Origin of the sequence: Nonomuraea sp. NPDC049400, assembly GCF_044466425.1 — a bacterium.
Taxonomy (GTDB): domain Bacteria; phylum Actinomycetota; class Actinomycetes; order Streptosporangiales; family Streptosporangiaceae; genus Nonomuraea.
Map to the genome: position 1 here is coordinate 17,318 of NZ_JBITMP010000044.1, position 24,060 is coordinate 41,377.

23 protein-coding genes are annotated in these 24,060 nt (G+C 72.6%); 14 read left to right on the plus strand and 9 right to left on the minus strand.

Annotated elements, in window-relative coordinates:
• Positions 1-48: 48 nt before the first annotated feature.
• Positions 49-492, minus strand: coding sequence for an SPW repeat protein (locus ACIBVN_RS44965; RefSeq protein WP_397146425.1), 444 nt, complete (start codon positions 490-492; stop codon positions 49-51).
• A 137-nt stretch (positions 493-629) separates the two neighbouring features.
• On the minus strand, positions 630-1,073 hold the full coding sequence (locus ACIBVN_RS44970; protein WP_397146426.1) for a CBS domain-containing protein: 444 nt from the start codon (positions 1,071-1,073) through the stop codon (positions 630-632).
• 220 nt (positions 1,074-1,293) lie between these two features.
• On the opposite strand from ACIBVN_RS44970, the gene ACIBVN_RS44975 reads away from it, so the two are divergent.
• Positions 1,294-2,643, plus strand: a complete 1,350-nt coding sequence (locus ACIBVN_RS44975; RefSeq protein WP_397146487.1) for a TrkH family potassium uptake protein — start codon at positions 1,294-1,296, stop codon at positions 2,641-2,643.
• A complete protein-coding gene (locus ACIBVN_RS44980; RefSeq protein WP_397146427.1) occupies positions 2,636-3,292 on the plus strand; it encodes a potassium channel family protein in 657 nt (218 codons plus the stop codon). The genes ACIBVN_RS44975 and ACIBVN_RS44980 overlap by 8 nt, the downstream gene beginning before the upstream one ends.
• A gap of 6 nt (positions 3,293-3,298) precedes the next feature.
• Here ACIBVN_RS44980 and ACIBVN_RS44985 read toward each other — a convergent pair whose 3' ends face one another.
• Positions 3,299-4,447 (minus strand): epoxide hydrolase family protein, encoded by a 1,149-nt coding sequence (locus ACIBVN_RS44985; RefSeq protein WP_397146428.1) that lies wholly within the window; start codon positions 4,445-4,447, stop codon positions 3,299-3,301.
• A gap of 63 nt (positions 4,448-4,510) precedes the next feature.
• On the opposite strand from ACIBVN_RS44985, the gene ACIBVN_RS44990 reads away from it, so the two are divergent.
• Both ACIBVN_RS44990 and ACIBVN_RS44995 read left to right on the plus strand, forming a co-directional pair.
• Complete coding sequence (locus ACIBVN_RS44990; protein ID WP_397146429.1) at positions 4,511-5,467, plus strand: helix-turn-helix transcriptional regulator; 957 nt, start codon at positions 4,511-4,513, stop codon at positions 5,465-5,467.
• Between the two features lie 9 nt (positions 5,468-5,476).
• Complete coding sequence (locus tag ACIBVN_RS44995; protein WP_397146430.1) at positions 5,477-5,926, plus strand: NADAR family protein; 450 nt, start codon at positions 5,477-5,479, stop codon at positions 5,924-5,926.
• Here ACIBVN_RS44995 and ACIBVN_RS45000 read toward each other — a convergent pair.
• Together ACIBVN_RS45000 and ACIBVN_RS45005 are read right to left on the minus strand one after the other, a co-directional pair.
• Positions 5,905-6,447: an RNA 2'-phosphotransferase gene (locus ACIBVN_RS45000; RefSeq protein ID WP_397146431.1), complete on the minus strand. Its 543-nt coding sequence runs from the start codon at positions 6,445-6,447 to the stop codon at positions 5,905-5,907. The two genes, ACIBVN_RS44995 and ACIBVN_RS45000, sit on opposite strands and share 22 nt — an antisense overlap.
• A 22-nt stretch (positions 6,448-6,469) precedes the next feature.
• Complete coding sequence (locus ACIBVN_RS45005) at positions 6,470-7,435, minus strand: ArsR/SmtB family transcription factor (protein WP_397146432.1); 966 nt, start codon at positions 7,433-7,435, stop codon at positions 6,470-6,472.
• Positions 7,436-7,499: 64 nt separating this feature from the next.
• Here ACIBVN_RS45005 and ACIBVN_RS45010 point away from each other — a divergent pair, with 64 nt between their 5' ends.
• The 7 genes from ACIBVN_RS45010 to mnhG all read left to right on the plus strand — a co-directional run bounded on the left by ACIBVN_RS45010 (position 7,500) and on the right by mnhG (position 15,278).
• On the plus strand, positions 7,500-8,702 hold the full coding sequence (locus tag ACIBVN_RS45010) for an MFS transporter (RefSeq protein WP_397146433.1): 1,203 nt from the start codon (positions 7,500-7,502) through the stop codon (positions 8,700-8,702).
• Between the two features lie 135 nt (positions 8,703-8,837).
• Positions 8,838-11,579 (plus strand): Na+/H+ antiporter subunit A, encoded by a 2,742-nt coding sequence (locus ACIBVN_RS45015; protein WP_397146434.1) that lies wholly within the window; start codon positions 8,838-8,840, stop codon positions 11,577-11,579.
• The gene (locus ACIBVN_RS45020; protein ID WP_397146435.1) at positions 11,576-12,382 is read left to right on the plus strand and encodes a Na(+)/H(+) antiporter subunit C; all 807 of its coding nucleotides are present in this window, start codon (positions 11,576-11,578) and stop codon (positions 12,380-12,382) included. The genes ACIBVN_RS45015 and ACIBVN_RS45020 overlap by 4 nt, the downstream gene beginning before the upstream one ends.
• A 147-nt stretch (positions 12,383-12,529) precedes the next feature.
• Positions 12,530-14,080 carry a Na+/H+ antiporter subunit D gene (locus ACIBVN_RS45025; RefSeq protein ID WP_397146488.1) on the plus strand — a complete coding sequence of 517 codons (1,551 nt, stop codon included), beginning with the start codon at positions 12,530-12,532 and terminating at the stop codon, positions 14,078-14,080.
• Positions 14,077-14,580: a Na+/H+ antiporter subunit E gene (locus tag ACIBVN_RS45030; RefSeq protein ID WP_397146436.1), complete on the plus strand. Its 504-nt coding sequence runs from the start codon at positions 14,077-14,079 to the stop codon at positions 14,578-14,580. Before ACIBVN_RS45025 ends, ACIBVN_RS45030 begins: the two co-directional genes overlap by 4 nt.
• Positions 14,581-14,647: 67 nt before the next feature.
• Positions 14,648-14,908, plus strand: a complete 261-nt coding sequence (locus ACIBVN_RS45035; RefSeq protein ID WP_397146437.1) for a monovalent cation/H+ antiporter complex subunit F — start codon at positions 14,648-14,650, stop codon at positions 14,906-14,908.
• Positions 14,909-14,960: 52 nt separating this feature from the next.
• Positions 14,961-15,278 carry a monovalent cation/H(+) antiporter subunit G gene (gene mnhG / locus ACIBVN_RS45040; RefSeq protein ID WP_349457511.1) on the plus strand — a complete coding sequence of 106 codons (318 nt, stop codon included), beginning with the start codon at positions 14,961-14,963 and terminating at the stop codon, positions 15,276-15,278.
• On the opposite strand, the gene ACIBVN_RS45045 is transcribed toward mnhG, so the two are convergent.
• From ACIBVN_RS45045 to ACIBVN_RS45060, 4 genes are read right to left on the minus strand one after another with little or no spacing between them, the layout of a single operon-like run.
• Positions 15,227-15,763: a DUF6328 family protein gene (locus ACIBVN_RS45045; protein ID WP_397146438.1), complete on the minus strand. Its 537-nt coding sequence runs from the start codon at positions 15,761-15,763 to the stop codon at positions 15,227-15,229. The two genes, mnhG and ACIBVN_RS45045, sit on opposite strands and share 52 nt — an antisense overlap.
• A 51-nt stretch (positions 15,764-15,814) precedes the next feature.
• A complete protein-coding gene (locus tag ACIBVN_RS45050; RefSeq protein WP_397146439.1) occupies positions 15,815-17,845 on the minus strand; it encodes a xanthine dehydrogenase family protein molybdopterin-binding subunit in 2,031 nt (676 codons plus the stop codon).
• Positions 17,842-18,810: an FAD binding domain-containing protein gene (locus ACIBVN_RS45055; protein ID WP_397146440.1), complete on the minus strand. Its 969-nt coding sequence runs from the start codon at positions 18,808-18,810 to the stop codon at positions 17,842-17,844. The genes ACIBVN_RS45050 and ACIBVN_RS45055 overlap by 4 nt, the downstream gene beginning before the upstream one ends.
• On the minus strand, positions 18,807-19,295 hold the full coding sequence (locus tag ACIBVN_RS45060) for a (2Fe-2S)-binding protein (RefSeq protein WP_397146441.1): 489 nt from the start codon (positions 19,293-19,295) through the stop codon (positions 18,807-18,809). The genes ACIBVN_RS45055 and ACIBVN_RS45060 overlap by 4 nt, the downstream gene beginning before the upstream one ends.
• A gap of 108 nt (positions 19,296-19,403) precedes the next feature.
• On the opposite strand from ACIBVN_RS45060, the gene ACIBVN_RS45065 reads away from it, so the two are divergent.
• From ACIBVN_RS45065 to ACIBVN_RS45075, 3 genes are all read left to right on the plus strand, one after another.
• Positions 19,404-20,549 carry an acetate/propionate family kinase gene (locus ACIBVN_RS45065; protein WP_397146442.1) on the plus strand — a complete coding sequence of 382 codons (1,146 nt, stop codon included), beginning with the start codon at positions 19,404-19,406 and terminating at the stop codon, positions 20,547-20,549.
• A complete protein-coding gene (locus ACIBVN_RS45070; RefSeq protein WP_397146443.1) occupies positions 20,546-21,829 on the plus strand; it encodes an erythromycin esterase family protein in 1,284 nt (427 codons plus the stop codon). The genes ACIBVN_RS45065 and ACIBVN_RS45070 overlap by 4 nt, the downstream gene beginning before the upstream one ends.
• Before the next feature lie 65 nt (positions 21,830-21,894).
• Entirely contained in the window at positions 21,895-24,027 is a 2,133-nt protein-coding gene (locus tag ACIBVN_RS45075; RefSeq protein ID WP_397146444.1) for an ATP-dependent RecD-like DNA helicase, read from the plus strand.
• The last annotated feature ends 33 nt before the right edge of the window (positions 24,028-24,060 follow it).

The following is a 24,060-nucleotide window of genomic DNA, read 5'->3' on the forward strand; positions in this document are numbered from 1 at the left end:
GGCGGAGGGCCGCCGTACACTGACGCGCCGCCCTCCGCCATCGCGCGCTCAGCGTCGTCGGGTGGACATGAAGCCGAGCGCGGCGCAGGCCAGGCCGGTTGCGAGGATGATCGCCCCCGTGATCACATTGCTGACGATGGAAGCGGTGCTGGCCGAGTGTGGAGGCAGCACCCATGGGGCGATGACGGTCCAGACGCCGATGATCGGCATGACCCAGGTGATGCCATGTATACGGCCGTAAGCCGAGGCGATCCCGGCCCCCACCAGCGCCACCGCGATTCCGGTGACGAGGTTGTTGACGGTCAGGGTTGTGTGGCCGAACATGCCCACCACCCATGGCGAGATGGCCAGGTAGAGGCCGCTCAGGAAGGCGAGTCCGCTGACGGACTGCCCTGAAGGTCTTTGGGAAACCCAGTCGTAGCGAGCGCGGAGCGCGGCTATGTCAGGGTGCTGGTCCATGTCGAACGTCGGACGCGTCGGCTGGTCAGCCATGTCGCACACCACCTTTCTCGTCTCGAAGAGAGGTGTGGATATTGATCACCTGCCCGCTCCGTCACGCCAACACCCCTGGTCGGGTAACGTTTCTTTAAATCATTCCTCCACATCCGCGACCCCCGCGGGAGCCTGCCTCAGAGCTCCAGCACGTGGTCCAGGAGCGACTGCAGCGTGACCGCCCCCACCAGCCGCTCGCCGTCCACCACGGCCACCAGCGGGCTACGCGTACGGGCCATCAACGCGGCCAGCTCCAGCACGGTGGCCTTCATGTCGGCCACCGGCAGCTCCCGTGGCTGCTCGGGCAGGCACTCCCGCACCGTCCTGCCCCCGAGCCGCCGCAGGAACAGGTCGGCGTGTGCCTCGTCCACCACCCGGGCCAGCGCCGGATCGTCCTGGCAGTAGGCCGGGACCGCGAGGCGCAGCACCTGGGTGCCGGGCAGGATGCTGAGGGGGCGGCCGTCCTGGTCGACCAGGATGAGCCCCGGCAGGTCCTGCTCGGCCAGCAGCTTGGCCGCCTCGAGCGCCGGGGTGTCGAGGGTGACCGTCGGGAACTCGACGGCGAGATCGCGTGCGCGCATCAGTGGCCTCCGTGATCCACCCTACTTCGCCGCCCTCTTGTCACTGGAGGGCGTAGAGAAAGAGTGGCTTTCGCGTCAAGGAGGCGTAAGTGCGCTGGCGCCGCCCGGGCCTGTTACGGTAGTGCGCGGTGCGCCGGGAAGTCTGGTCGGCAGGGGTTGCCGGCTGGAGTTCGACGGGGGAGGCGTTCTCGATGCGAGACCTGTGCGGCTGGGCCCGGTGATGAGCGTGCTGCCGCCGTTCTTAACCCGTTTCCGGCACCCCGCCCAGGTCGTGGCCGCCGGGTTCGGGCTGGCCATCACGCTGGGCACGGTGCTCCTGGCCCTGCCCGTCTCCACCACCGAGCGCGATCCCGCGGACTGGGTGGTGGCCCTGTTCACCGCCACCTCGGCCGTCTGCGTCACCGGGCTGGTGATCGTGGACACCGAGTCGCACTGGTCGGTGTTCGGCGAGGTGGTGATCGCCGGGCTGGTGCAGGTGGGCGGGCTGGGCATCATGACGATGGCCACCCTGTTCACGCTGCTCGTCTCCGGCCGGCTGGGGCTGCGGGCCAGGATCGCGGCGCAGGCGGAGACCAAGACGCTGAGCATGAGCGACGTGCGCCGCGTCGTGCGCAAGGTGGTCATGTTCAGCCTCGCCTGCGAGGCCGTCGCCGCCGTCCTGCTCACCGGCCGGTTCATGATCGGGTACGGCGAGCCGCTGGGCCGTGCCGCCTACCTCGGCGCGTTCCACTCGGTCACGGCGTTCAACAACGCCGGCTTCGCCCTCTGGCCGGACAACCTCATGCGGTTCGTCACCGACCCGTGGATCTGCCTGACCGTCGCGATCGCGGTCATCGTCGGCGGGCTGGGCTTCCCCGTGGTGTTCGAGCTGGCCCGGACCTGGCGGCGCCCGCACAAGTGGACGGTGCTGACCCGGGTCACCGTGGGCGTGACCGTGACCCTGCTGGTGCTGGGCACGCTCGTCTTCCTGATGACCGAATGGCGCAACCCCAGGACACTGGGCGCGCTCGACGATCCCGGCAAGCTGCTGGCGGCGTTCTTCACCGCGGTCATGCCACGCTCGGCCGGGTTCAACACGCTGGACATCGCCCAGATGTACCCGTCGAGCTGGCTGGCCACCGACCTGCTGATGTTCATCGGCGGGGGCAGCGCGGGCACGGCGGGCGGGCTCAAGGTCACCACACTGGGGCTGCTGGCGTTCGTCGTCTGGGCCGAGATGCGCGGCGAGAGCCGGGTGAACATCGGCCACCGCAGGCTCCCGGAGGCCACGCAGCGCCAGGCCGTCACGATCACGGTGCTGGGCGTCGCGCTGGTCGCCGTCTCCACGTACGTGCTGCTCGCCCTCACCCCGCACGGCCTGGACCAGGTGCTGTTCGAGGTGGTCGCGGCGTTCGGCACGGCGGGCCTGTCCACCGGCATCACCGCGAGCCTGGGCACGGCCGGCCACCTGCTGCTCGCGGTGCTGATGTTCATCGGCAGGATCGGCCCGCTCACCATGGGCTCCGCGCTGGCCCTCAACCGGCGCTCCCGCCACTACGAGCTACCCGAGGAGCGAGTCATCGTTGGCTGAGAACAACCCTGTGGTGGTCATCGGCCTGGGCCGGTTCGGCACGTCGCTGGCGCTGGAGCTGACCCGGCGCGGCACCGAGGTGCTGGCCATCGACCACCGGGCCAAGATCACGCAGAGCCTGGCCGGGCGGATCACCCAGATCGCGACCGCGGACGCCACCGACATGGAGGCGCTGCGCCAGCTCGGCGTGCCGGACTTCTACCAGGCGGTGGTGGCCGTCGGCGGCGACATCGAGGCCAGCATCCTGACCACGTCGCTGCTGGTCGAGCTGGAGATCAACGACATCTGGGCCAAGGCGATCAGCACCCAGCACGGCCGCATCCTGAGCCGCATCGGCGCCCACCACGTGGTCTTCCCCGAGCACGACATGGGCGAGCGGGTGGCCCACCTGGTGAGCGGGCGGATGCTCGACTACATGCAGGTGGACGAGAACTTCGCGCTGGCCAAGACCAGCCCGCCCAAGGAGTACGTCGGCGTCCCCCTCGGCCGGTCCAACCTGCGCCGCAAGTACGGCGTCACGATCGTGGCCGTCAAGCCGCCCGGAGAGGAGTTCACGTACGCCACCGCCGAGACCGAGCTGTCCTACGGCGACGTCGTGCTCGTCTCCGGGCGGACCGAGGAGGTCGAGCGCTTCGCCGAGCTGCCCTGAGCGCCGTCAGGTCAGTGACCGGAAGAACTCCCGCAGGTCGGCCACCAGCACGTATGGCGTCTCCAGCGCCGCGAAGTGGCCGCCCTGGCCGAACTCGGACCAGCGCACCATGTTGTGCGCCCGCTCGGCCAGCGGCCGCACCGAGAAGTCCGTGGGGAAGACGGCCACCGCGGTGGGCACCGTGCCGCGCTCCCGCGGCCCCCACATGCTGAAGTCGTTGAACCGCTCGTAGTACGTGTGCGCCGTCGAGCCCGCCGTCTGCGTGAACCAGTAGATGCTGACGTCGGTGAGGATGCGGTCCCGGTCCACGGCGTCCTCGGGCAGCTTCGCCGCCGGATCCGTCCAGTCCTTGAACTTCTCCACGATCCAGGCGAGCTGCCCGGACGGCGAGTCGTGCAGCGAGGCGGCGATGGTCTGCGGCCGGGTCCCGTGCAGCTGCATGTACGCCCCGAGCTTGTCCTGCCACTCCTTCATCCCGGCCAGCCGCGCCTGCTCGGCCTCCGTCAGCGACCCCATCACGGCCGGGTCCGGGAAGGTGAGCAGCCCGTTGACGTGCACGCCGATGACGTGGTCCGGCGCGGCCCGCCCCATGAGGGGCGCGATGAAGGCGGAGACGTCCCCGCCCTGCACGCCGTACCGGTCGTACCCCAGCCTGGACATCAGCTCGACGAGCGCGGCGGCCGTGCGGCCGTCCGTCCAGCCGGGGCCGGGCAGCGGGCCGGAGAAGCCGTAGCCGGGCAGCGACGGGATCACCAGGTGGAAGGCGTCGGCGGCGGAGCCGCCGTGCGCCGCCGGGTCGGTGAGCGGGCCGATCAGGTCGAGGAACTCGACGACCGAGCCGGGCCAGCCGTGCAGGAGCAGCAGCGGGGTGGCGTCCTGCACGGCCGAGCGGACGTGCAGGAAGTGCACGCCGGCGCCGTCGATCGCGGTGGTGAACTGCGCGTACGCGTTCAGCGCCGCCTCCTCGGCGCGCCAGTCGAAGCCGTCGGCCCAGTACTCGGCGAGGGCACGCAGGTAGCCGGTGGGCACGCCGCGCTCCCAGCCGGTGCCGGGCAGCTCGGGGGCCCAGCGCGTACGCCGGAGCCGGTCGCGCAGGTCGTCGAGGTCGGCCTGGGGGATGTCGATGCGGTACGGCGTGATGGCGGTGTTCGTCATGTCTGCGACAGTAGGAGGGATTGGTGACAGGTCCTGGCACCGATGGCGGGCAGAATGGCCGTCATGTTGGAGACTTCGGCGCGGCTGCTCCGCCTGCTGTCCCTGCTCCAGTCGCGCATGGACTGGACCGGCGCCGAGCTGGCCGAACGGCTCGAGGTCGGCCTGCGTACCGTGCGGCGTGACATCGACCGGCTGCGCGAGCTCGGCTATCCCGTCAACGCGACCCCCGGCGTGGCCGGCGGCTACCGGCTCGGTGTCGGGGCGGCGCTGCCGCCGCTGCTGCTCGACGACGAGGAGGCGGTGGCCGTGGCGATCAGCCTGCGGACGGCCGCGACCGGCAGCGTGGCGGGGCTGGGGGAGGGGGCGCTGCGGGCGCTGGCCAAGCTGCAGCAGGTGCTCCCGTCGCGGCTGCGGCACCGGGTGAGCGCGTTCCAGGAGGCCACGGTGCCGCTCGCGGGCGCGGCGGCACCGCCGGTGAGCGCCGACGTGCTCACCGGTCTCGCCGCCGCCTGCCGGGACCACCGCCGCCTGCGGCTGCGCTACCGGGGCCGGGACGGGGTCGCGACGCGCGAGGTGGAGCCCCACCGGCTCGTGCACACGCCCCGCCGCTGGTACCTGCTGGCCTGGGACGTGGCCAAGGAGGACTGGCGGACGTTCCGCGTGGACCGCGTCGAGGGCCCGCTGGGGGAGCAGGGCGCGCGGTTCACGCCGCGTCCGGTGCCGGAGCAGGACGCGGCCACGTACGTGTCGCGCGCCATCACCTCCGCGCCCTACCGCTACCAGGCCCGCATCCTCTTCCACGCGCCCCTGGAGGCGGTCGCCCCACGCACGTCGCCGGGGGCGGGGCGGCTGGAGGCGGTGGACGCGGGGACGTGCCTGTTCCTCGCGGGGTCCAATTCGCTGGACGAGCTGGCGATCTGGATCGCGGTCAAGGGCTTCGACTTCGAGGTGCTCGACCCGCCGGAGCTGGTGCCGGTGCTGCGCGAAATCTCCGAGCGCCTCGGGAGAGCCGCCTCGTAGGGTATGGCCATGCTCCCCATGACCGTTACGGAGGACGGCCACACGTACGCCTCGGCCGAGCACTACATGATGGCGCACAAGGCGTGGCTGTTCGGGGACGCGGAGAGCGCGGACAAGATCCTCGCGGCCGGCCACCCGAACGAGGCGAAGTCACTCGGGCGGACGGTGCGGGGCTTCGACCAGGCGACGTGGGAGGCGCGCAGCTTCGACATCGTGGTGCGCGGCAACGTCGCCAAGTTCGGGGCGCACGAGGAGCTGGCGGAGTTCCTCCTCGGCACGGCGGGCCGCGTCCTGGTGGAGGCGAGCCCCGTGGACCGGGTGTGGGGCATCGGCCTGGCGGCCGCGGACGAGCGGGCGGCGTCCCCGGCGACGTGGCGCGGCGCCAACCTGCTCGGCTTCGCGTTGATGGCCGCCCGCGACACCCTCCTCGCCCGGAGTCAGGAGGGGAACCGGAGGTAGCCGGGCGGCACGTGATCGGCCAGCCACACCCCGTTGGCGCTGACGTGGAACACGTGGCCGTCGGCGTGCATCGCCCCGGCGGCCACCACCAGCACCACGGGGACACCCCGCCGGGCGCCCACGCGGGTCGCGGTCCGGCGGTCGGCCGACAGGTGCACGTGGTGCCGGTTCATCGGCCGCAGGCCCTCGGCCCTGATCGCCCCGACGACCCGGCCCACGGTGCCGTGGTAGAGCACCTCGGGCGGCTCGACGGCGGGCAGGCCGAGGTCCACCGGCACCGAGTGCCCCTGGTTGGCCCGGATCCGGCCGTCCTCGATGGCGTAGCGCCGCTTGTCGTTGGACTGGACGACCTCCCACAGCTCCGCGGCCGTGATCGGGAACCCGTGCTCGGCGGCGGCCCGCAGCAGCACGTCCACCGGCACCCACCCGTGGGCGTCCAGCGTGAGCCCGATGCGCTGCGGATCGTGCCGCAGATGGCGGGCCAGATATTTGGAAACACGCACCATGCGCCGCTCGTCCATCACCGCCATCATCCCGCCCCCGTCAACCGGTTTCCTGAGCCCGGACCAGCACGTCGCCGGTCTCCGTGCGGTAGTAGAGCACCGAGCGGCCCGAGCGTCTGCGGCCCACGAGGCGGGCCTCCAGCAGGACTTTCAGATGGCGGCCGACCGAGCCCAGGCCCTGGCCGGTGAGGGCCACGAGCTGGGTCGTGCTCTTCGGGGAGTCCAGCAGCACGAGGACGCCGGCCCGGGCGGGGCCCAGCAGGCGGCCCAGCGCCTCGGGCGGCCGGGCCGGTGTGTCGGCCAGTGTGCCCGAGCACGGGTACACCAGCGCGGAGCGGCCCGAGTCGTCCCATGAGCTCCACGCCTGGCGGGGCGTGACCGGGACGAACATCAGCCGCGCGCCCGAGAGGTCCCGCGGCGGGTAGTCGTAGGCGTTGATGCGCAGCCGCCCGTCCCCGAGCCAGCGCATCCCGGGGCGCAGGCCGTCCAGGGCGGCGGCCCAGCCGCCCCGGCTCAGCCGCGCCGTGCGGGCGACGACGTCGGCCTCGAGGACGCGGCGGCGCCGCGGCCAGTAGGGCAGCACCGACTCCCGCCACACCCACTCCACGTGGCCGGCAAGGCGTTCCGGCAGGTCGGACCGGTGCAGGGCGGGCGGGAGCGGGCCACCGAGCGACACGGTCAGGTTCTCGCGGGCCTGGCCGGGCGGCGTCTCGCGGATGCTCGCCAGCTCCTCCTCGAAGGGGGACTCCTCGCCGGTGGGCGTGGGGGTGAGGAAGTCTGCGTTCCAGGTGGCCCCCAGCGCGGCCCGTACGAGCAGGGCCGTGATCGGGTCGGCCGCCAGCCGCGCCCGGTAGGCGGGCAGGTGGGCGTCGAGCCACGCGCGCTCGCCCGGGTGCGCGGCCGTGCCCCGCTCCAGCGCCTTCAGGGTCGCGATGGCCTCAGCCAGTGGCGAGACGACGAAGCGTCCGTTCGCCAGCGTGTCCGCGCTGATCTGCCAGAAGCCCAACGATGTTTCGCCTCCCCGCGAAACATTACCGGCCCGGCCCCGCCGCCATCGAGACTCCCGGCCTATGCGCACATATCGGGAGTTGTTCGGCACTAAGGAGTTCACGCCCCTCTTCGTCTCCTCCGCGGCCCAGGTGGCGGCTCAGACGGTCAGCGGGCTCGCCCTCGGCACGCTCGTCTACTCCGCCACGGGGAACCCGCTGCTGTCCGGGCTGGCGATGTTCGGCCCCTCCCTGGCACAGGTGGCCGGGGCGGCGACGCTGCTGTCGGCCGCCGACCGGTTACCACCGCGCGCCGCGCTGGCCGGGCTGGCGCTGGTCCTCGCGCTCGGCACCGCCGCCCTGTCGATCCCCGGCCTGCCGGTGTGGGCGATGCTCGTGATCCTGCTGGCGCAGGGCTTACTCGCGTCGCTGGGCGGCGGCGTCCGGTACGGCCTGCTCAACGAGATCCTCGCCGGCGGCGGTTACCTGCTGGGCCGCTCCGCGCTCAACATGGCCAACGGGGCCATGCAGATCGGCGGGTTCGCCGTCGGTGGCGTGCTGGTCTCCGTCCTGTCGCCGCGTGGCACGCTGCTGACCGGCGCCGCCCTCTACCTGGTGGCGGCCGCCGCCGTGGCCGGGCTCAGGAGACACCCGCCCCGCGCGACAGGACGGCCCTCGCCCGCCGAGACCTGGCGGAGCAACGCCCTGCTGTGGTCGTCCAGGCCGCGCCGCCGCGTCTACATCGCCCTCTGGTTGCCGAACGGGCTGGTCGTCGGCTGCGAGTCGCTCTTCGTCCCGTACGCCCCCCAGCACGCCGGCCTCCTGTTCGCCTGCGCGGCCGCCGGCATGCTGGCCGGCGACGTGCTGGCCGGGCGATTCATCCCGCCGGCGTGGCGGGCACGCCTCGTCACCCCGTTGCACCTGCTGCTCGCGGTCCCGTACCTGATCTTCGTCCTGAGCCCGCCGACCCCGGTCGCGGCGGTGGCCGTCACGCTCGCCTCGGTCGGGTACGCGGCGACCCTGCTGCTCCAGGACCGCCTCATGGAGCTGACCCCGGACGAGCTGAGCGGGCACGCGCTCGGCCTGCACTCCTCCGGCATGATCGCCATGCAGGGCGTCGCCGCGGCCCTCGCCGGCGCGCTCGCCCAGCGGACCTCGCCCGCGGCGGCGATGGCCGTGCTCGCCGTGGCCTCCGTCGCCGTCACGGTGTTCCTTCCGGCACGCCCTGAGCCGTCCCCGGGTGTCGCATCCGGACCGCGACGCCGCTCAAGCGGGGCCGAGGGCTGAACACCCTGTTCCCAGTCCCACACCACGGTGTGGGACTGGTGTCGTTCGGGTCAACCCTGGCCGTGCCTGCACCGGGGCGGGGCTCTGCCGGGAGAGATTGGCGGACGTAGTCGGAAATACCCTCCCGAGGAGCCCATGGAGTCGCTGCTGGTCCTGCACGCGGTGGCGGCGGTCTGCGCTCCCTGGCTGGTCAGGCGCGCGTCCCTGGCCGTGCTCGCGCTCCCTCCCGCCGCCGCCTTCCTCGTCACGGCGCTGGGCCTGCCCGTGCGGGAGAGCCGGACCTGGGCGCCCTCGATCGGGCTGGAGCTGGCCTTCCGCGTCGACGCGCCGGCCGTGCTCATGATGTCGCTGGTCACCGGCGTGGGCGCGCTCATCATGATCTACAGCGCCCGTTACTTCCCCCGGGGCGACGAGGGGCTCGGGCGCTACGGCGTCTTCATGTCGGGCTTCGCCGGCTCGATGCTGGGGCTGGTGGCCGCCGACAACCTGCTCCTGCTGTACGTCTTCTGGGAGCTGACCACCGTCTGCTCCTACCTGCTCATCGGATACGACCCCGGGAGCAGGGCGAGCAGGCGGGCGGCGATGAAGGCGCTGTGGGTCACCACGTTCGGCGGGCTCGCCATGCTGGCCGGGTTCGTCCTGCTCGGGCAGGCCGCGGGCACCTACCGGATCTCGGACATCGTCGCGCACCCGCCCCACGTGAATCCCGTCGCCGTCGTGCTCATCCTGGCCGGCGCGCTGTCGAAGTCGGCGATCTTCCCGTTCAGCACGTGGCTGCCGGCCGCCATGGCCGCCCCCACGCCCGTCTCCGCGTACCTGCACGCGGCCGCCATGGTGAAGGCGGGCGTGTACCTGCTGGCCAGGCTGGGGCCCGCGCTCGGCGATGTGGCGCCCTGGCGCGAGGTGGCCGTGCCGCTCGGCGTGGTCACCATGCTGCTGGGCGGGTGGCGGGCGCTGCGCGAGACGGATCTCAAGCGGCTGCTCGCCTACGGCACGGTCGGTCAGCTCGGCCTCCTCACGGTGCTGTTCGGCTCGGGGACCGGCGGCGCGGCGCTGGCCGGGGCGGCCATGCTGCTGGCGCACGCGCTGTTCAAGGCCGCCCTGTTCCTGGTGGTGGGCATCGTCGGCCACATGGCGGGCACCCGCGACCTGCGCGAGCTCAGCGGCGTCGGCCGGTCGATGCCGTGGGTGTGCGCGGTCGCGGTGCTGGCCGGGGCCTCGATGCTGGGGCTGCCGCCGCTGGCGGGGTTCGCGGGCAAGGAGGCCGCGCTGGAAGCGCTCGTGGACACGCCGCTCGCGCTGGCGGGCGTGGTGGCCGGGTCGGCGTTGACGGCGGCGTACACGCTGCGGTTCCTGTGGGGCGCGTTCTGCGACAAGCCGGGGGTGGCGGCGCGGGAGACGCGTCGCGTGCCGGCGGCCATGTTCGCCCCCGCCGCGCTGCTGTCGGTGCTCGGCCTGGCGCTGGCGCCGTTCGCGCCGTGGTACGGCCGCGCGCTGTCCGGATATATCGCTACTTTTCGTGAGCAGGGGCACGTCACGCACCTTGTGCTGTGGGGCGGCTTTTCCTGGCCGCTCCTGCTGTCGGCCGGGTCGGTCGCGGCCGGAGTGGTGCTGTTCCTGGCCAGGGAGCCCGTGGCCAGGGCCGGGGCGGCGCTGCACGTGCTCGACTCCGGGCAGGTCTTCTGGTCGCTCGTACGCCGGCTCGACCGCTTCGCCATCCAGCTCACCGGCTTCGTCCAGCGCGGATCCGTGCCCGACTACCTCATGCTCACCCTGCTCGCCGCGATCGGCGTCGGCGTGTTCTCCCTCGTGTCCGGCGGCCCGCCCCGCCTCGACGTGCCCGTCGTCGCCTGGCAGCGCCCCGAGCAGCCCGTCGTCGCCGGGCTCATCGTGGCCTCGGCCGCGCTGGCGCTGTTCGCCCGCCCGTACATACTCCTGGGCGTCGTCGTGGGCCTCATCGGGTACGGCACGGCGCTGCTGTTCCTCGTCCACGGCTCGCCCGACCTGGCGCTCACCCAGTTCCTGGCCGAGACGGTCAGCCTGGTCGTGTTCGCGCTGGTGCTGCGGCGGCTGCCGATCGGCCCACCGGTCAGGGGGCGGCTGCCGTTCTGGTTCAGGATGGGGCTCGGGCTGGCCGTGGCCGTGGTGGTCACGGGCGCCGGCATGCTGGCGATGGGCGCGCGGAGCGCCCAGCCGATCGGCGCGCTCATGGGGCCGGCGGCCGAGCAGGCGGGGGCCAGGAACATCGTCAGCGCCCTCATCGTCGACATCCGCGCCTGGGACACCATGGGCGAGAGCACGGTGCTCATCGTGCTGACCCTGGGCGTGACGAGCCTGGTGTTCCTGCGGCGCAGGTCGTACCACATCGAGCCGAGCCCGCACGTGCCCGCCGAGCGGACGCGCTGGCTGTCGGCCAGGCTCCCGCGCGGGCAGCGGGCGCTGGCCTTCGAGGTGGTGGCCAGGCTGACGTTCCACACCGTGCTCGTGCTGTCGGTGTTCCTGCTGTTCACCGGGCACAGCGCGGTCGGCGGCGGGTTCGCGGGCGGCATCGTGGCCGGGATGGCGATCACTGTGCGCTACCTGGCGGGCGGGCGGAACGAGCTGGCCGCCGCCGTCCCGGTGCACGCGGGCGTGCTCATGGGCGTCGGGCTCACGCTGTCGACCGGCACGGCGCTGGCCGGGCTGCTGTTCGGCCGGGCGGCGCTGGACCTGCTGGCCACGGACGTGACCGTGCCGCTGGCAGGACACCTGCACCTGAGCACCGGGCTCTTCTTCGACCTCGGCGTGTACGTGTCCGTCGTCGGCATGGTCCAGGACCTCCTGCGCGGCCTCGGCGCCGAGCTGGACCGGCAGATCGACGCCGAGGAGAGCGCGTGACCGTCACCCTGCTGCCGTTCCTGGCCTGCTGCGCGATGATCGCCACCGGGGTCACGCTGCTGCTGGAGCGGAGCCTGGTACGCGTGCTGGCCGGCGTCATCGTCCTGGGCAACGGCGTGAACCTGCTGATCGTCACCGCGGGCGGCGGCGCGGGCGGCCCGCCCTACGTGGGCGCGCGCGGGATCGCCGACCCGCTGCCGCAGGCCATGGTGCTGACCGCCATCGTGATCACCCTGGGGGTGACCGCGTTCCTGCTGGCCCTGGTGCACCGGTCGTGGCAGCTGTGCGGGAGCGACGAGGTCCAGGACGACACCGAGGACCGGCGCGTGCGCCTGCGCGCCCGCCGCGGCGAGCTGAGCGACGCCGTACGCGCCAGGCAGAACGCCTACCGGCGGCTGCTCGCCGAGCAGCGGGCCGAGCTGGCCCGGCTGGAGGCCGAGCAGGCGGAGCGGGAACGGCTGCAGGAAGCCGACCTGGAGCGGCGCATCGACAGGGTGCACACCGAGCTCGAGCAGTGGATGCGCGACCGCCGGCAGGAGGGGCTGTCGGAGGAGGACCTGCACCGGCGCCTCGAGGAGGCCGGGCTCCGGGACGACACGGTCATGGACAACCTCGAGCGCATCGAGGAGCTGCGGGAGCAGTACACGCGGGGGCGGGAGGAGCAGGCGGCCAGTGAGCGGGCGCTGCGGAGGAGGCTAAAGGCGCGCCAGCGGGATGCGCGCAGGCAGATGCGGGCGGCCATCAGGGAGGAGCGGGAGCGCCAGGCTCTCGCCCGGGACCCCGAGCTGGAAGGCGAGGACTGACCCCATGCACCGGGGGAGGAGGGGCGGGAGTGCGCGGCCGGTCGCGCACTGCGCGCTCTGCAAAGGGCCGCGACCCGCGACGGCGGGCGAGTGCGCATCCCGCCGTGAGGGGTCGCGGTGGTCTGGAGGGCCGGTGGGGCGGGGGTGATGGAGAGCCTGGTGTGCGTGCCCGTGCTGCTGCCGCTCCTGGCCGCCGGCGTGAAGCTGGCGATCGGCGGGCGGCTGCGCCGGTTGCAGTCGCTCATCAGCCTGGCCACCCTGGCCGTCTCGGTCGTCGTGTCCGCGCTGCTGCTGGCCGCGGCCGAGGCGCGCGGGCCGCTGGTCACCGACCTGGGCGGGTGGCCGGCGCCGATCGGCATCTGCCTGGTGGCCGACCGCCTGTCCACGCTCGTGCTGCTGGTGTCGTCGGCGGTGACGTTCTGCGTCATGGTCTACTCGGTCGCGAACGCCTACGCCGAGCAGGAGCACGACGCCCCCATGGCGATCTTCCACCCGGCCTTCCTGGTCATGGTGGCCGGGGTGGCGGACGCGTTCCTGTCGGGCGACCTGTTCAACCTGTTCGTGGCCTTCGAGCTGCTGCTGAGCGGCTCGTATGTGCTGCTCACGTTCGGCGGCACCGAGTCGCGGATCCGGGCGGGCGCCACGTACACGCTGATGGCCCTCGCCTCGTCGATGCTGTTCCTGATCGCGCTGGCCGTCACATACGCCGCCACAGGGACCCTGTCGATGGCGCAGCTCGCCGAGCGGTTCGCCAGGCTGCCCGGCCAGGTGGCGATCCTGGTGGAGCTGATGCTGCTGCTGGCCTTCGCGATCAAGGCGGCGATCTTCCCGATGTCGGCCTGGCTGCCCGACTCCTACCCCACCGCGCCCGCCCCGGCCACGGCCGTGTTCGCCGGGCTGCTCACCAAGGTCGGCGTCTATTCGATCATCCGGCTGGAGGCGCTGCTGTTCCCGGGCGGGCCGGTGTCCACGCTGCTCATGTGGGTGGCGCTGGCCACGATGCTGACGGGCGTGCTGGGCGCGGTCGCGCAGACCGACCTCAAGCGGATGCTCTCGTTCACCCTGGTCAGCCACGTCGGCTACATGGTGTTCGGCGTGGGCCTGTCCACGGTGGCCGGGCTGGCGGGGGCGATCTTCTACATGCTCCACCACATCACCGTGCAGACGAGCCTGTTCCTGGTGACCGGGCTGGTCGAGCGGCGCACCGGCACCACGTCGGTGTCGAGAATGGGCGGTCTGATGACGACCGCGCCGCTGCTCGCCGTGCTGTTCTTCGTGCCTGCCATGAATCTGTCGGGCATCCCGCCCATGTCGGGCTTCCTCGGCAAGCTGCTGCTCGTGCAGGCGAGCCTGGCCGACGGCCGCCCCCTGCCCGTCGTGTTCGTGGTGGCGGGCCTGGTGACCAGCCTGCTCACCCTGTACGCCGTCGCCAAGACGTGGGGCAAGGCGTTCTGGCGCGGCCCGCGGGCCGAACGGGTGGGCACGGTCGTGGAGAGCGAGGAGTACACCGGCGAGGACGCGACCGTCACGACGACCGCGCTGCCGGTGGCGCTGTCGGCCGCGGTGGCGGCGCTGGTCGCGATCGGGCTGTCGTTCACGGTGCTGGCCGGGCCGCTGACGGCGCTGACGCACCGGGCGGCCGTCGAGCTGTCGGCGCGCGAGCCGTACATCGCGGCCGTGCTCGGGAGGCGGCCGTGAAGCCCCGGCTGGCGCTGGTCGCCTGGCTGGCGGCGGTGTGGGTGACGTTGTGGGGCGACCTGACGGCCGGCAACGTGCTCGGCGGCCTGGTGGCCGGGCTGGTGGTGACGTCGCTGCTGCCGCTGCCCGTCCTCGACCCGGGCATCAGGATCCACCCGGTGGCGCTGGTGGGCTTCCTGCTCTGGTTCGGGCGGGACCTCGTGGTCTCGACCGCGCGCGTGGTGCTCTGGGTGGTGCGGCCCGGGGTGCCGCCCACCCAGATCGTCCGGGTACGGCTGCGCACGTCGTCGGAGTCCATGACCGTAGTGATCATGATCGCGCTGTCCACCGTGCCGGGCAGCCTCGTGGTGGAGGCCTATCCCGCGGAGCGCGAGCTGGTGCTGCACGTGCTGGGCCGCCCGGGCGACGTCACCGAGGCCGTGCGGGCGGACGTGGCCGGGCTGGAGTCGCGCGTCGTGGCGGCCTTCGGCACCTGGCGCGACAGACAGGAGCTGCCATGACGGCGGTGTACGCGGGACAGGCGGGAGCGGCCATGACGGCGGCGTACGGGGACGGGCGGGAGCTGCCATGACGGCGGTGTACCTGGTGACGCTCGGGCTGCTCGGGTGCGGGGCGCTCGCCACGCTGTACCGGGTGGGGCGCGGGCCCACGATGCTGGACCGGGCGGTGGCGTTCGACGTGCTGACCTCGCTGTCGATGTGCGTCGTCGGGGCGTTCGCCGTGGTCATGGACGACTATTCGGACCTGCCGATCCTGCTGGTGCTGTCGCTGCTGGGCTTCGTCGGGTCCGTGTCGCTGGCCAGGTTCTTCTCGGGGCGGTCACGATGAGGCGGTCACGATGAGGCGGGCACGATGAGGCGGGCACGATGAGGCGGAAACGGTGAGCGCGCTCGACGTGGCGGCGGCGGCCTGCCTGCTGCTGGGCGCGGCGCTGGCGCTGTCGGCCGGGGTGGGGCTCGTCCGCTTCCGCACCACCTTGGACCGGATGCACGCCGGCACCAAACCGCAGGTGCTCGGCGTGCTCCTGGTGCTGCTGGCCATGTGGCTGCACAGGCCCACCTGGGCGAACGCCGGGCCGCTGCTGCTGGCGGGCGTCTCGCAGGTGATCACCGTGTCGGTGGCGGCGTACGTGGTGGCGCGGGCGGCCTACTCGCGCGAGCGGGCCGACGACGACACCGAGCTTCCGCCCGAGGACTGATCCGCTCCGTCGCTCCCGCCCGAGGACTGATCCCCTCCGTCCGACCGGTTGAGCGCCGCCTGGCCGAACCAGGTCCACAGGGCCAGCGCCGCCAGGATCCCCGCCGTGGTCCAGCTCAGCGCCGGGCCGAACAGGTAGTCGATCACGAGCATGGTGGCCGTGGTCATGGAGATCGCCAGCGCGAGCGCGCCCACGATGCCGTAGAAGTTGGAGCGCCGTACCAGCGTCTCCTTGCGCCCCTGCCTGAACAGCACGCGGTGCTGCGCGGTCGGCGCGATGTAGCAGATCGACGCGACAGCGGCGCTGACCAGCGCCACGTAGAACAGCCAGCGGTCGGCCAGGTCCAGCTTGGTGAATCCGGGCGAGAAGGGCACGGTCAGCAGGAATGCGAACAGCACCTGCACCCCGGTCACCGCCACGCGCGCGCCCTGCAGGAGTTCCACGAAGTTCCGGTCCGCGCGCTCCTGGTCCGACTCGTTCTTCACGCCGCCTCCCACCTCTGGAACGAGGGAATCCTCCTTCCTTGGTAAAGCGGGCTAAAACATCAGATCAAGAACCTTGGCCGGGGTGATCGGGAGGTCGCGCACGCGATGGCCGGTGGCGTGGTACACGGCGTTGCCGATGGCGGCAGCCGTGCCGACGATGCCGATCTCGCCGATGCCCTTGCTGCCCATGGGGTTGAGCCCGGCGTCCTCCTCATCCAGCCAGACCGCCTCGATGTCCGGCACGTCCGCGCAGGCCGGGACGTGGTACTGGGCCAGGTCGCGCCGGAGGAAACCGCCGAACTCCTCGTCGGTGAACGTCTCCTCCATCAGCGCCATCCCCATGCCCATCGTCATGCCGCCGATGAACTGGGACCTGGCCAGCTTGGGGTCCACGATGTGCCCCGCCGCGAACACGCCGAGCAGGCGCGACAGGCGTACCTCGCCGGTCACGGAGTTCACCCGCACCTCGGCGAACTGGGCGCCGAAGGCGTGCCTGGCCAGCTCCGCGTCCCGCTTGATCTCCTCGGTGGTGTCCGCGCGGCCCTCCGCGCCGTTGACCTTGAGCGCCTCGCAGGCGCGCACGATCGCCGTGCCCCACGAGGCCGTGCCCATGGAGCCACCCGCGAGCGGCGCGTCCGGCAGGTCGCTGTCGCCCAGCTCGACGTGCACCCGTTCGGGCGCGACGCCCAGCGCCTCGGCCGCGATCCCGGTCAGCGCGGTACGCGCGCCGGTCCCGATGTCGGCGGCGGCCAGCTGGACCAGGAAGTCGCCCTCCCGCATGGTGACGCGGGCCTTCGACGGCCGGCGCACGGCCGGGTAGGTGGAGGAGGCCACGCCGGTGCCGATCATCCACTCGCCGTCCCGCCGCAGCGCGGGCCCCGCGTCGCGCCGGTCCCAGCCGAAGCGGCGGGCCCCCTCGCGCAGGCAGGCGACCAGGCTGCGGGAGCTGAACGGCCGGCCGCTGTCCGGCTCCGTCTCCGGATCGTTGATGACGCGCAGCTCGATCGGGTCGAGGCCGGCGGCGTAGGCCAACTCGTCCATGGCGGACTCCAGCGCGTACATGCCGGGGCACTCGCCCGGGGCGCGCATCCACGACGGGGTGGCTACGTCCAGCCGGACGAGCCGGTGCGCGGTGCGCAGCGCGGGCGTGGCGTACATGACGCGGGCCGGGGTCGCGGTCTGCTCAGCGAACTCCACCAGCGTCGAGCTCTGCTCGTAGGCCACGTGCTCCACCGCCGTCAGACGGCCCTCCGCGTCGGCGCCGAGCCGCAGCCGCTGGATTGTCGGCGTACGGTAGCCGGTCACGTCGTACATCTGCTGCCTGGTCAGCACGATCTTGACCGGGCGGCCGACGGCCCTGGCGGCCAGGGCGGCCAGCACGGCCTGCGGCCTGGTCGTGCCCTTCGAGCCGAATCCGCCGCCGACGTGCCTGGACACCACGCGGACCTGCTCCCTGGGCAGGCCGAGCGTCTTCGCGATGAGGTCGCGGCTCGAGGACGTGCCCTGCGCGGTGTCGTACACCAGCAGCCGGCCCTCGGCGTCCCACACCGCCAGGGCGGCGTGCGGCTCCATCGGGTTGTTGTGCAGGACAGGGGTCGTGTAGATCACGTCGATGCTGGTCTCGGCCGCGTCGAGCCCGGCCTCGACGTCGCCTTTCACCGTGTCGCACGGGAAACCGGGGTTGACGGTCTCCGGCTGGTACAGGTTGGGGTGGTCGGCGCGCAGGGTCACGTCGTGGAGGTCCTGCTCGTACTCGACGACGATCGCGTCCGCGGCGGCGCGGGCGTTCTCGTACGTGTCGGCCACCGCGGCGGCCACGAACTGGCCCCGGTAGGCGACGTCGCGGCTCTGGAACAGCGCGAGCTCGCCCTCCGCCTCGCGGGCCAGCCGGGGCGGGTCGTCGCTGGACAGCACGGCCAGCACGCCCGGCATGGCGAGCGCGTCCCGCCCGTCGATCCTCTTGATCCTGCCCTTGGCGATCCGCGACTGCACGGGATAGGCGTAGGTGACGCCCTCGACCGGGTATTCGGCCGCGTACGTGGCCAGCCCGGTGACCTTGACGCGGCCCTCGATGCGGTTCACTGTGCCAGCTCCTCGAGCGTGCGGACGATCAGGTTGCGGGCCAGGGGCACCTTGAACGCGTTGCGCGGGAGCGGCCGCGCCTGCTCCAGCTCCGCCTCGGCGGCGGTGAGGAAGGCCTCACCCGTCGGGGGGCCGCCGATCAGCACCTGCTCGGCACGCTCGGCCCGCCACGGCGCGTGGGCCACGCCGCCGAGCGCGAGACGGCAGCCGGCGACCACGCCGTCGCGCACGTCGAGCACGGCGGCGATCGACACGAGCGCGAACGCGAACGACGCCCGCTCGCGGACCTTCCGGTAGATCGAGGCGCCCGCCGGCGGCGCGGGCAGCTCCACGGCGGTGATCAGGTCGCCCGGCTCCAGCACGGTGTCCCGCTCCGGCGCGTCTCCCGGCAGCCGGTGCAGCCCCGGGATCGGGATGATCCGGTCACCGCCCGGGCCGGTGACGTGCACCTCGGCCCCCAGTGCGGCCAGCGGGACCGCCATGTCCGACGGGTGGGTGGCCACGCAGGCGTGCGAGGTGCCGAGGATGGCCAGGTTCGTGTGGTCGCCCTCGATGGCCGGGCAGCCGGAGCCGGGCTCGCGCTTGTTGCACGGCCTGGTCACGTCCTGGAAGTACGGGCAGCGGGTGCGCTGCAGCAGGTTGCCGGCGACCGTCGCCATGTTGCGCACCTGGCCGGACGCGCCGCTCAGCACCGCCCGCGCCAGCATCGGGTAGCGGGAGCGCACCAGGGGATCGGCCGCCAGATCGCTGTTGCGGACGGCGGCGCCGACGCGGACCCGGTCGCCGACCTCCTCGATCGTGTCGAGCGGCAGCCTGCTGACGTCCACCAGGTGGTCCGGCTGTGCCACTCCCAGTCGCATGAGGTCCACCAGGTTGGTGCCGCCGCCCAGATACATGGCGCCCGGCCCGAACCTGCGTACCGCGTCCGACGGGCTCTCGGCGCGGGCGTACTCGAACGTCTTCACGGCGCGACCTCGGCGATCGCGCTGACGATGTTGACGTAGGCGCCGCACCGGCACAGGTTTCCGCTCATCCGCTCTCTGATCTCCTCCGGGGTCAGTCCGGGGTCGGCGCGCATGTCGTCGGTGATGGCGCTCGGACCCGGCTCGCCCAGCATCCCGGCCGCCGAGCAGAGCTGCCCCGGCGTGCAGTAGCCGCACTGGAACGCGTCGTGCTCGATGAACGCGGCCTGCAGGGGGTGCAGGTCGTCCTCGTGGCCCAGCCCCTCGACGGTGGTGATCTCCGAGCCGTCCACGGCGACGGCCAGCGCCAGGCAGGAGTTGGCGCGCCGCCCGTCGATCAGGACCGTGCAGGCCCCGCACTGCCCGTGGTCGCAGCCCTTCTTGGCGCCGATCAGGGCCAGTCGTTCGCGCAGCAGGTCGAGCAGCGACATCCGGGGGTCCACGTCCACAGCGCGGGACACGCCGTTCACCTGCAGGGTGATGTCCATGGCGCACGCCTACCCGAGGTCCAGACGGGACAACCCCTGACGGGAGTAAAGCGGGCGCCCCGGGTTTCGTCCCGTTTTGTGGCTTCGTCGGCGGGTAGCCGAGCGGGCATGAGCCGGGCGATCGACGAGCAGGTGACGGAGTCGGCGGCGGTGCTCACCGTCAACGCCGGCTCGTCGAGCCTACGCCTCGACCTCGTGGAGGGCGGTTGCGTGCTGGACAGCGCGCACGCCGAGCGTGCCATCGACCCGGGCTCGGCCAGGGAGGAGCTGTCGGGGTTCCTCGGCGGGCATTTCGGCCGCGACATCCGTGCCGTGGCGCACCGCCTCGTGCACGGCGGCGACCTCGTACGCGCGCCGGTCGTGGCCGACGACGAGACGGCTGCGGCGCTGCGCGGCCTGACCAGCCTGGCGCCGCTGCACCTGCCGCCGGCGCTGGCCCTGCTGGAGGCGGCCCGCGAGGAGCTGCCGGCCGTGCCGCACGTGCTCTGCCCGGACACCGCTTTCCACGCCGGGCTGCCGGAGGAGGCCGCGCTCTACGCGCTGCCGCTCTCCTGGCGGGAGCGCTTCGGGCTGCGCCGCTACGGCTTCCACGGCCTGTCGTACGCGTGGGCGGCCGACCGGGCGGCCGAGCTGATCGGCAAGCCGCTGACCGAGCTGGACCTGGTGCTGACGCACCTGGGCGGCGGATGCTCGGTGTGCGCGGTGTCGGGCGGGCGCAGCCTGGACACCTCCATGGGCTTCACGCCGCTGGACGGGCTGCCCATGAGCAAGCGCTCGGGCAGCGTGGACCCGGGGATGCTGCTGTGGCTGCTCTCCGCGGGCCATCTGACGCTGGAGGAGCTGGGCGAGGGGCTGGAGCGGCGCTCCGGCCTGCTCGGGCTGTCGGGCGGACTCTCGGGGGACACGCGCGACCTGGTGGCGGCCGCGCGGCAGGGGAACGCCGCGGCAGAGCTGGCGCTGGGCGTGTTCAGCCACCGGGTGAGCAGGGAGATCGCCGCCGCGGCCACCGCGCTGGGGCGGATCGACGCGCTGGTCTTCACGGGGGAGATCGGCTGGGACCAGCCTGAAGTACGCGAGGCCGTCTGCGGCCGGCTGGGCCTGCTCGGCATCGAGCCTCCCGCCATGGGCAACCGCCACGACGACGGGCCGGTCAGCGCGTTCGGCGCGGCCGTCCCCGTCATGGTGATCCAGGTGCGGGAGGAGCTGCAGCTGGCCCGCGAATGCCTGCGGATGCTCGCGGAGGAGGACGAATGACGGTTCTCGACGAGGTACGCCGGTCGGCGGTGCCGCTGATCGGCCCGGGGGACCTCGACCCGCTGCTGGAGCGCGTGGGCGAGGCCAGATTCGTGCTGATCGGTGAGGCCAGCCACGGCACGCACGAGTTCTACGCCTGGCGGGTGGAGCTGACCCGCCGCTTGATCGCCGAGAAGGGATTCGGGTTCGTCGGGGTCGAGGGCGACTGGCCCGACTGCGAACGGGTGCATCAGGCCGTAACCGGCGACACCGATCCTTTCGAGGCGCTCTACGCGTTCCAGCGCTGGCCGACGTTCATGTGGGCCAACCACGAGGTCGTGGAGTTCTGCCGGTGGCTGCGGCGCTGGAACGCCGGTTTCCCGCCGGAGGAACGCTGCGGCTTCCACGGCCTGGACGTCTACAGCCTGTGGGAGTCACTGCGCGCCGTGCGCCGCTACGCCGCCGCCCAGCTGCCGGACGAGATGGACTCCATCATGGACGCGCTGTACTGCTTCGAGGCGTACGGCCACGACCCGCAGCAGTACGGCCTGGACACCCGGCTGATCCCGGAGACCTGCGAGGACGAGGTGGTGGCCCTGCTCAAGTCGGTGATCCGGGCGGCTCCCGAGGACGAGCAGGGATTCAGCGCCCGGCAGAACGCCGAGATCGTGGCCGGGGCCGAGCGCTACTACCGGGCCATGGTGCGCGGCGGCCCCGAGTCCTGGAACGTCAGGGACGTCCACATGGCCGACAGCATGGAAAGGCTCGCCGACTTCCACCGCGCCAAGGGCGTGGTGTGGGCGCACAACACGCACATCGGCGACGCCCGCGCCACCGACATGGCCGCCGCGGGCATGACCAACCTCGGGCAGCTCGCCCGGGAGCGGTACGGCGAGGACGCCGTGCTGGTGGGGTTCGGCACCCATCACGGGTCCGTGGTGGCCGCCGACCGGTGGGGCGCCCAGCACCACGTCATGCGGGTGCCGCCCGCGCGTCCCGCGTCCCTGGAGTCGCTGCTGCACGAGGCCGCCGCCGCGCCGGAGGCCCTGTTCGTGGTGCCGCCAGAAGGATCCAGGGCCGATTTCTACGACGAGCCGATGGCGCACCGGGCGATCGGCGTCGTGTACCACCCCGAGCGGGAGCGCTGGGGCAACTACGTGCCCACGGTCGTCGGCCGCCGCTACGACGCCTTCATCTGGCTGGACGCGACCAAGGCGCTGCACCCGCTGCACGGCGAGCCATGGGGCGACACCGAACCGGAGATCTATGGTGGACCGCGTCCAGCGGTCCACCACAGGTAGCGGAGGCGCACACTATCCGGTTGCCGTGTGACCGTTTGTCGGCGGTGGGTGGTTGGATCTCTCGTGTGGAGGCGTCGGTCGAGCAGCTCGTCTACGTCCGCGAGGACGAATACACCGTCGCGCGCATGAGCGCAGACGGCGAGCCCGACTTCGTGGCCACCGGGCGGGCGCTGGCCGGCGTGCAGCCGGGCGAGACGCTGCGGCTGTTCGGCGAGTGGGGCAGGCATCCGCGTTTCGGCCGCCGGTTCGCGGTGAGCGGGTGCGAGCGGGTGGCGCCCTCGTCGGTGCGGGCCATCCGGATCTACCTGGGGTCGGGGCTGATCAGGGGGATCGGGCCGCGGCTGGCGTACGCGATCGTCGACCACTTCGGCGAGGCCACGCTCAAGGTGATCGACAGCGAGCCCGCGCGGCTCACCGAGGTCGTCAACATCGGGCCGCAGCGGCAGGGCCAGATCGTCCAGGCGTGGCAGGAGCAGAAGGCGATCGCCGCGCTGATGGTGACGCTCCAGGGGCTCGGGGTCAGCCCGCTGCTCGCGGCCAAGATCTACCAGGCGTTCGGGCAGGACGCCGACGAGGTCCTGGCCACCGACCCCTACCGGCTGATCGGGCGGGTGCGCGGGATCGCGTTCCGCATCGCCGACAAGATCGCGCTGCAGTCGGGGGTGCCCGAGCGCAGCCCGCAGCGGGTCAAGGCGGCGCTGCTCGACCGGCTGGAGGCGGCCGGCAGCCGCGACGGCCACTGCTACGTGCCGATGTCCACGCTGGTCAGGGAGACGGCGGAGCTGATCGAGCAGGACCAGGCCCTCGTGCGCCCGATGATCGACGCGCTGGTCGCCGACCGCAGGGTGGTCGTGGAGGCCGGCCCCGACCAGGCGGGCACGCCGGTGGTTTACGCCAAGCACGTGCACAGCCGCGAGGTGGCGCTGACCGAGCAGATCACCCGGCTCATGCGGGCCCGCTCGACCCTGCCCCTGCGCTCCTTCCGCGACGACCCAGCGCTCCACGACGACCAGCGCGCCGCCGTCAACATGGCGTTGACCAGCACCGTCTCCATCATCACCGGCGGCCCGGGGTGCGGCAAGAGCCACACGGTGAAGGCCATCGCGACCACGGTCAGGGCCGCGGGCGGCACGGTGACGCTCACGGCGCCCACGGGCAAGGCGGCCAAGCGCCTGTCCGAGCTGACCGGGCTGCCCGCGATGACCATCCACCGGATGCTCGCCCAGCAGCCCGACCCCGACCCCGAGACGCTGTTCGACGAGAGGCCGTCGCAGGCCGATCTGATCGTGGTCGACGAGGCGTCCATGCTCGACCTGCACCTGGCCACCCGGCTGGCCGCGGCCGTGCCGTCCGGGAGCCACCTGCTGCTCATCGGCGACAGCGACCAGCTGCCGAGCATCGGGCCCGGCGACGTGCTCGCCGACCTGCTGCGGGCCGAGGCGATCCCGCGGGTGCGGCTCACCCACGTCTTCCGGCAGGCGGGCGGCAGCGGCATCATCGACGCCGCCCACCGCATCCGCGCCGGCCGGCTGCCGGTCCGCACGGCGGGCGGCGGGTTCTGGTTCGAGGAGCTCGACGATCCCGCCCAGGTCGCGCGGCGCGTGGCCCACCTGGCGATGGTGGCGATCCCGCGCAAGCAGAACGTCGAGCCCGGTCAGGTGCAGGTGCTGTGCCCGATGCGCAAGGGCGAGACGGGCGCCACGGCGCTCGGCCGGCTGATCCAGGACCAGCTCAACCCGGCGGCCGACGACAAGCCGGAGCACTGGTCGGGCGCGTCGGTCTTCCGGGTGGGCGACCGGGTCATGCCGATCCGCAACAACTACGACAAAGGAGTCTTCAACGGGGAGACCGGCACGGTCACGGCGGTCGTGCCGGAGGAGCGCATGATCGAGATCCTGACCGACGACGGCGAGAGCGTGCGCTACGGGTTCGACGAGCTCGACGACCTGACCCACGCCTACGCGATCAGCGTGCACCGGTCACAGGGCAGCGAATACCCGTTCGTGGTGGCGCCGATCGTCGCCGAGTCCGGCGGGATCATGCTGCGCCGCAAGCTCCTTTACACGCTGGTGACCAGGGCCAAGGCGTGGGTGGTGCTGGTGGGCCAGCGGGAGGCGCTGGAGATGGCGGTCCACCGGCTGGGCCACCGCAGGAACACCGGCCTGGCCCGCCGCCTCACGCTGGCTCTCGACGACTAGCCCGGCGCAGCCCCAAGAGCCGGGCGGGTCTCC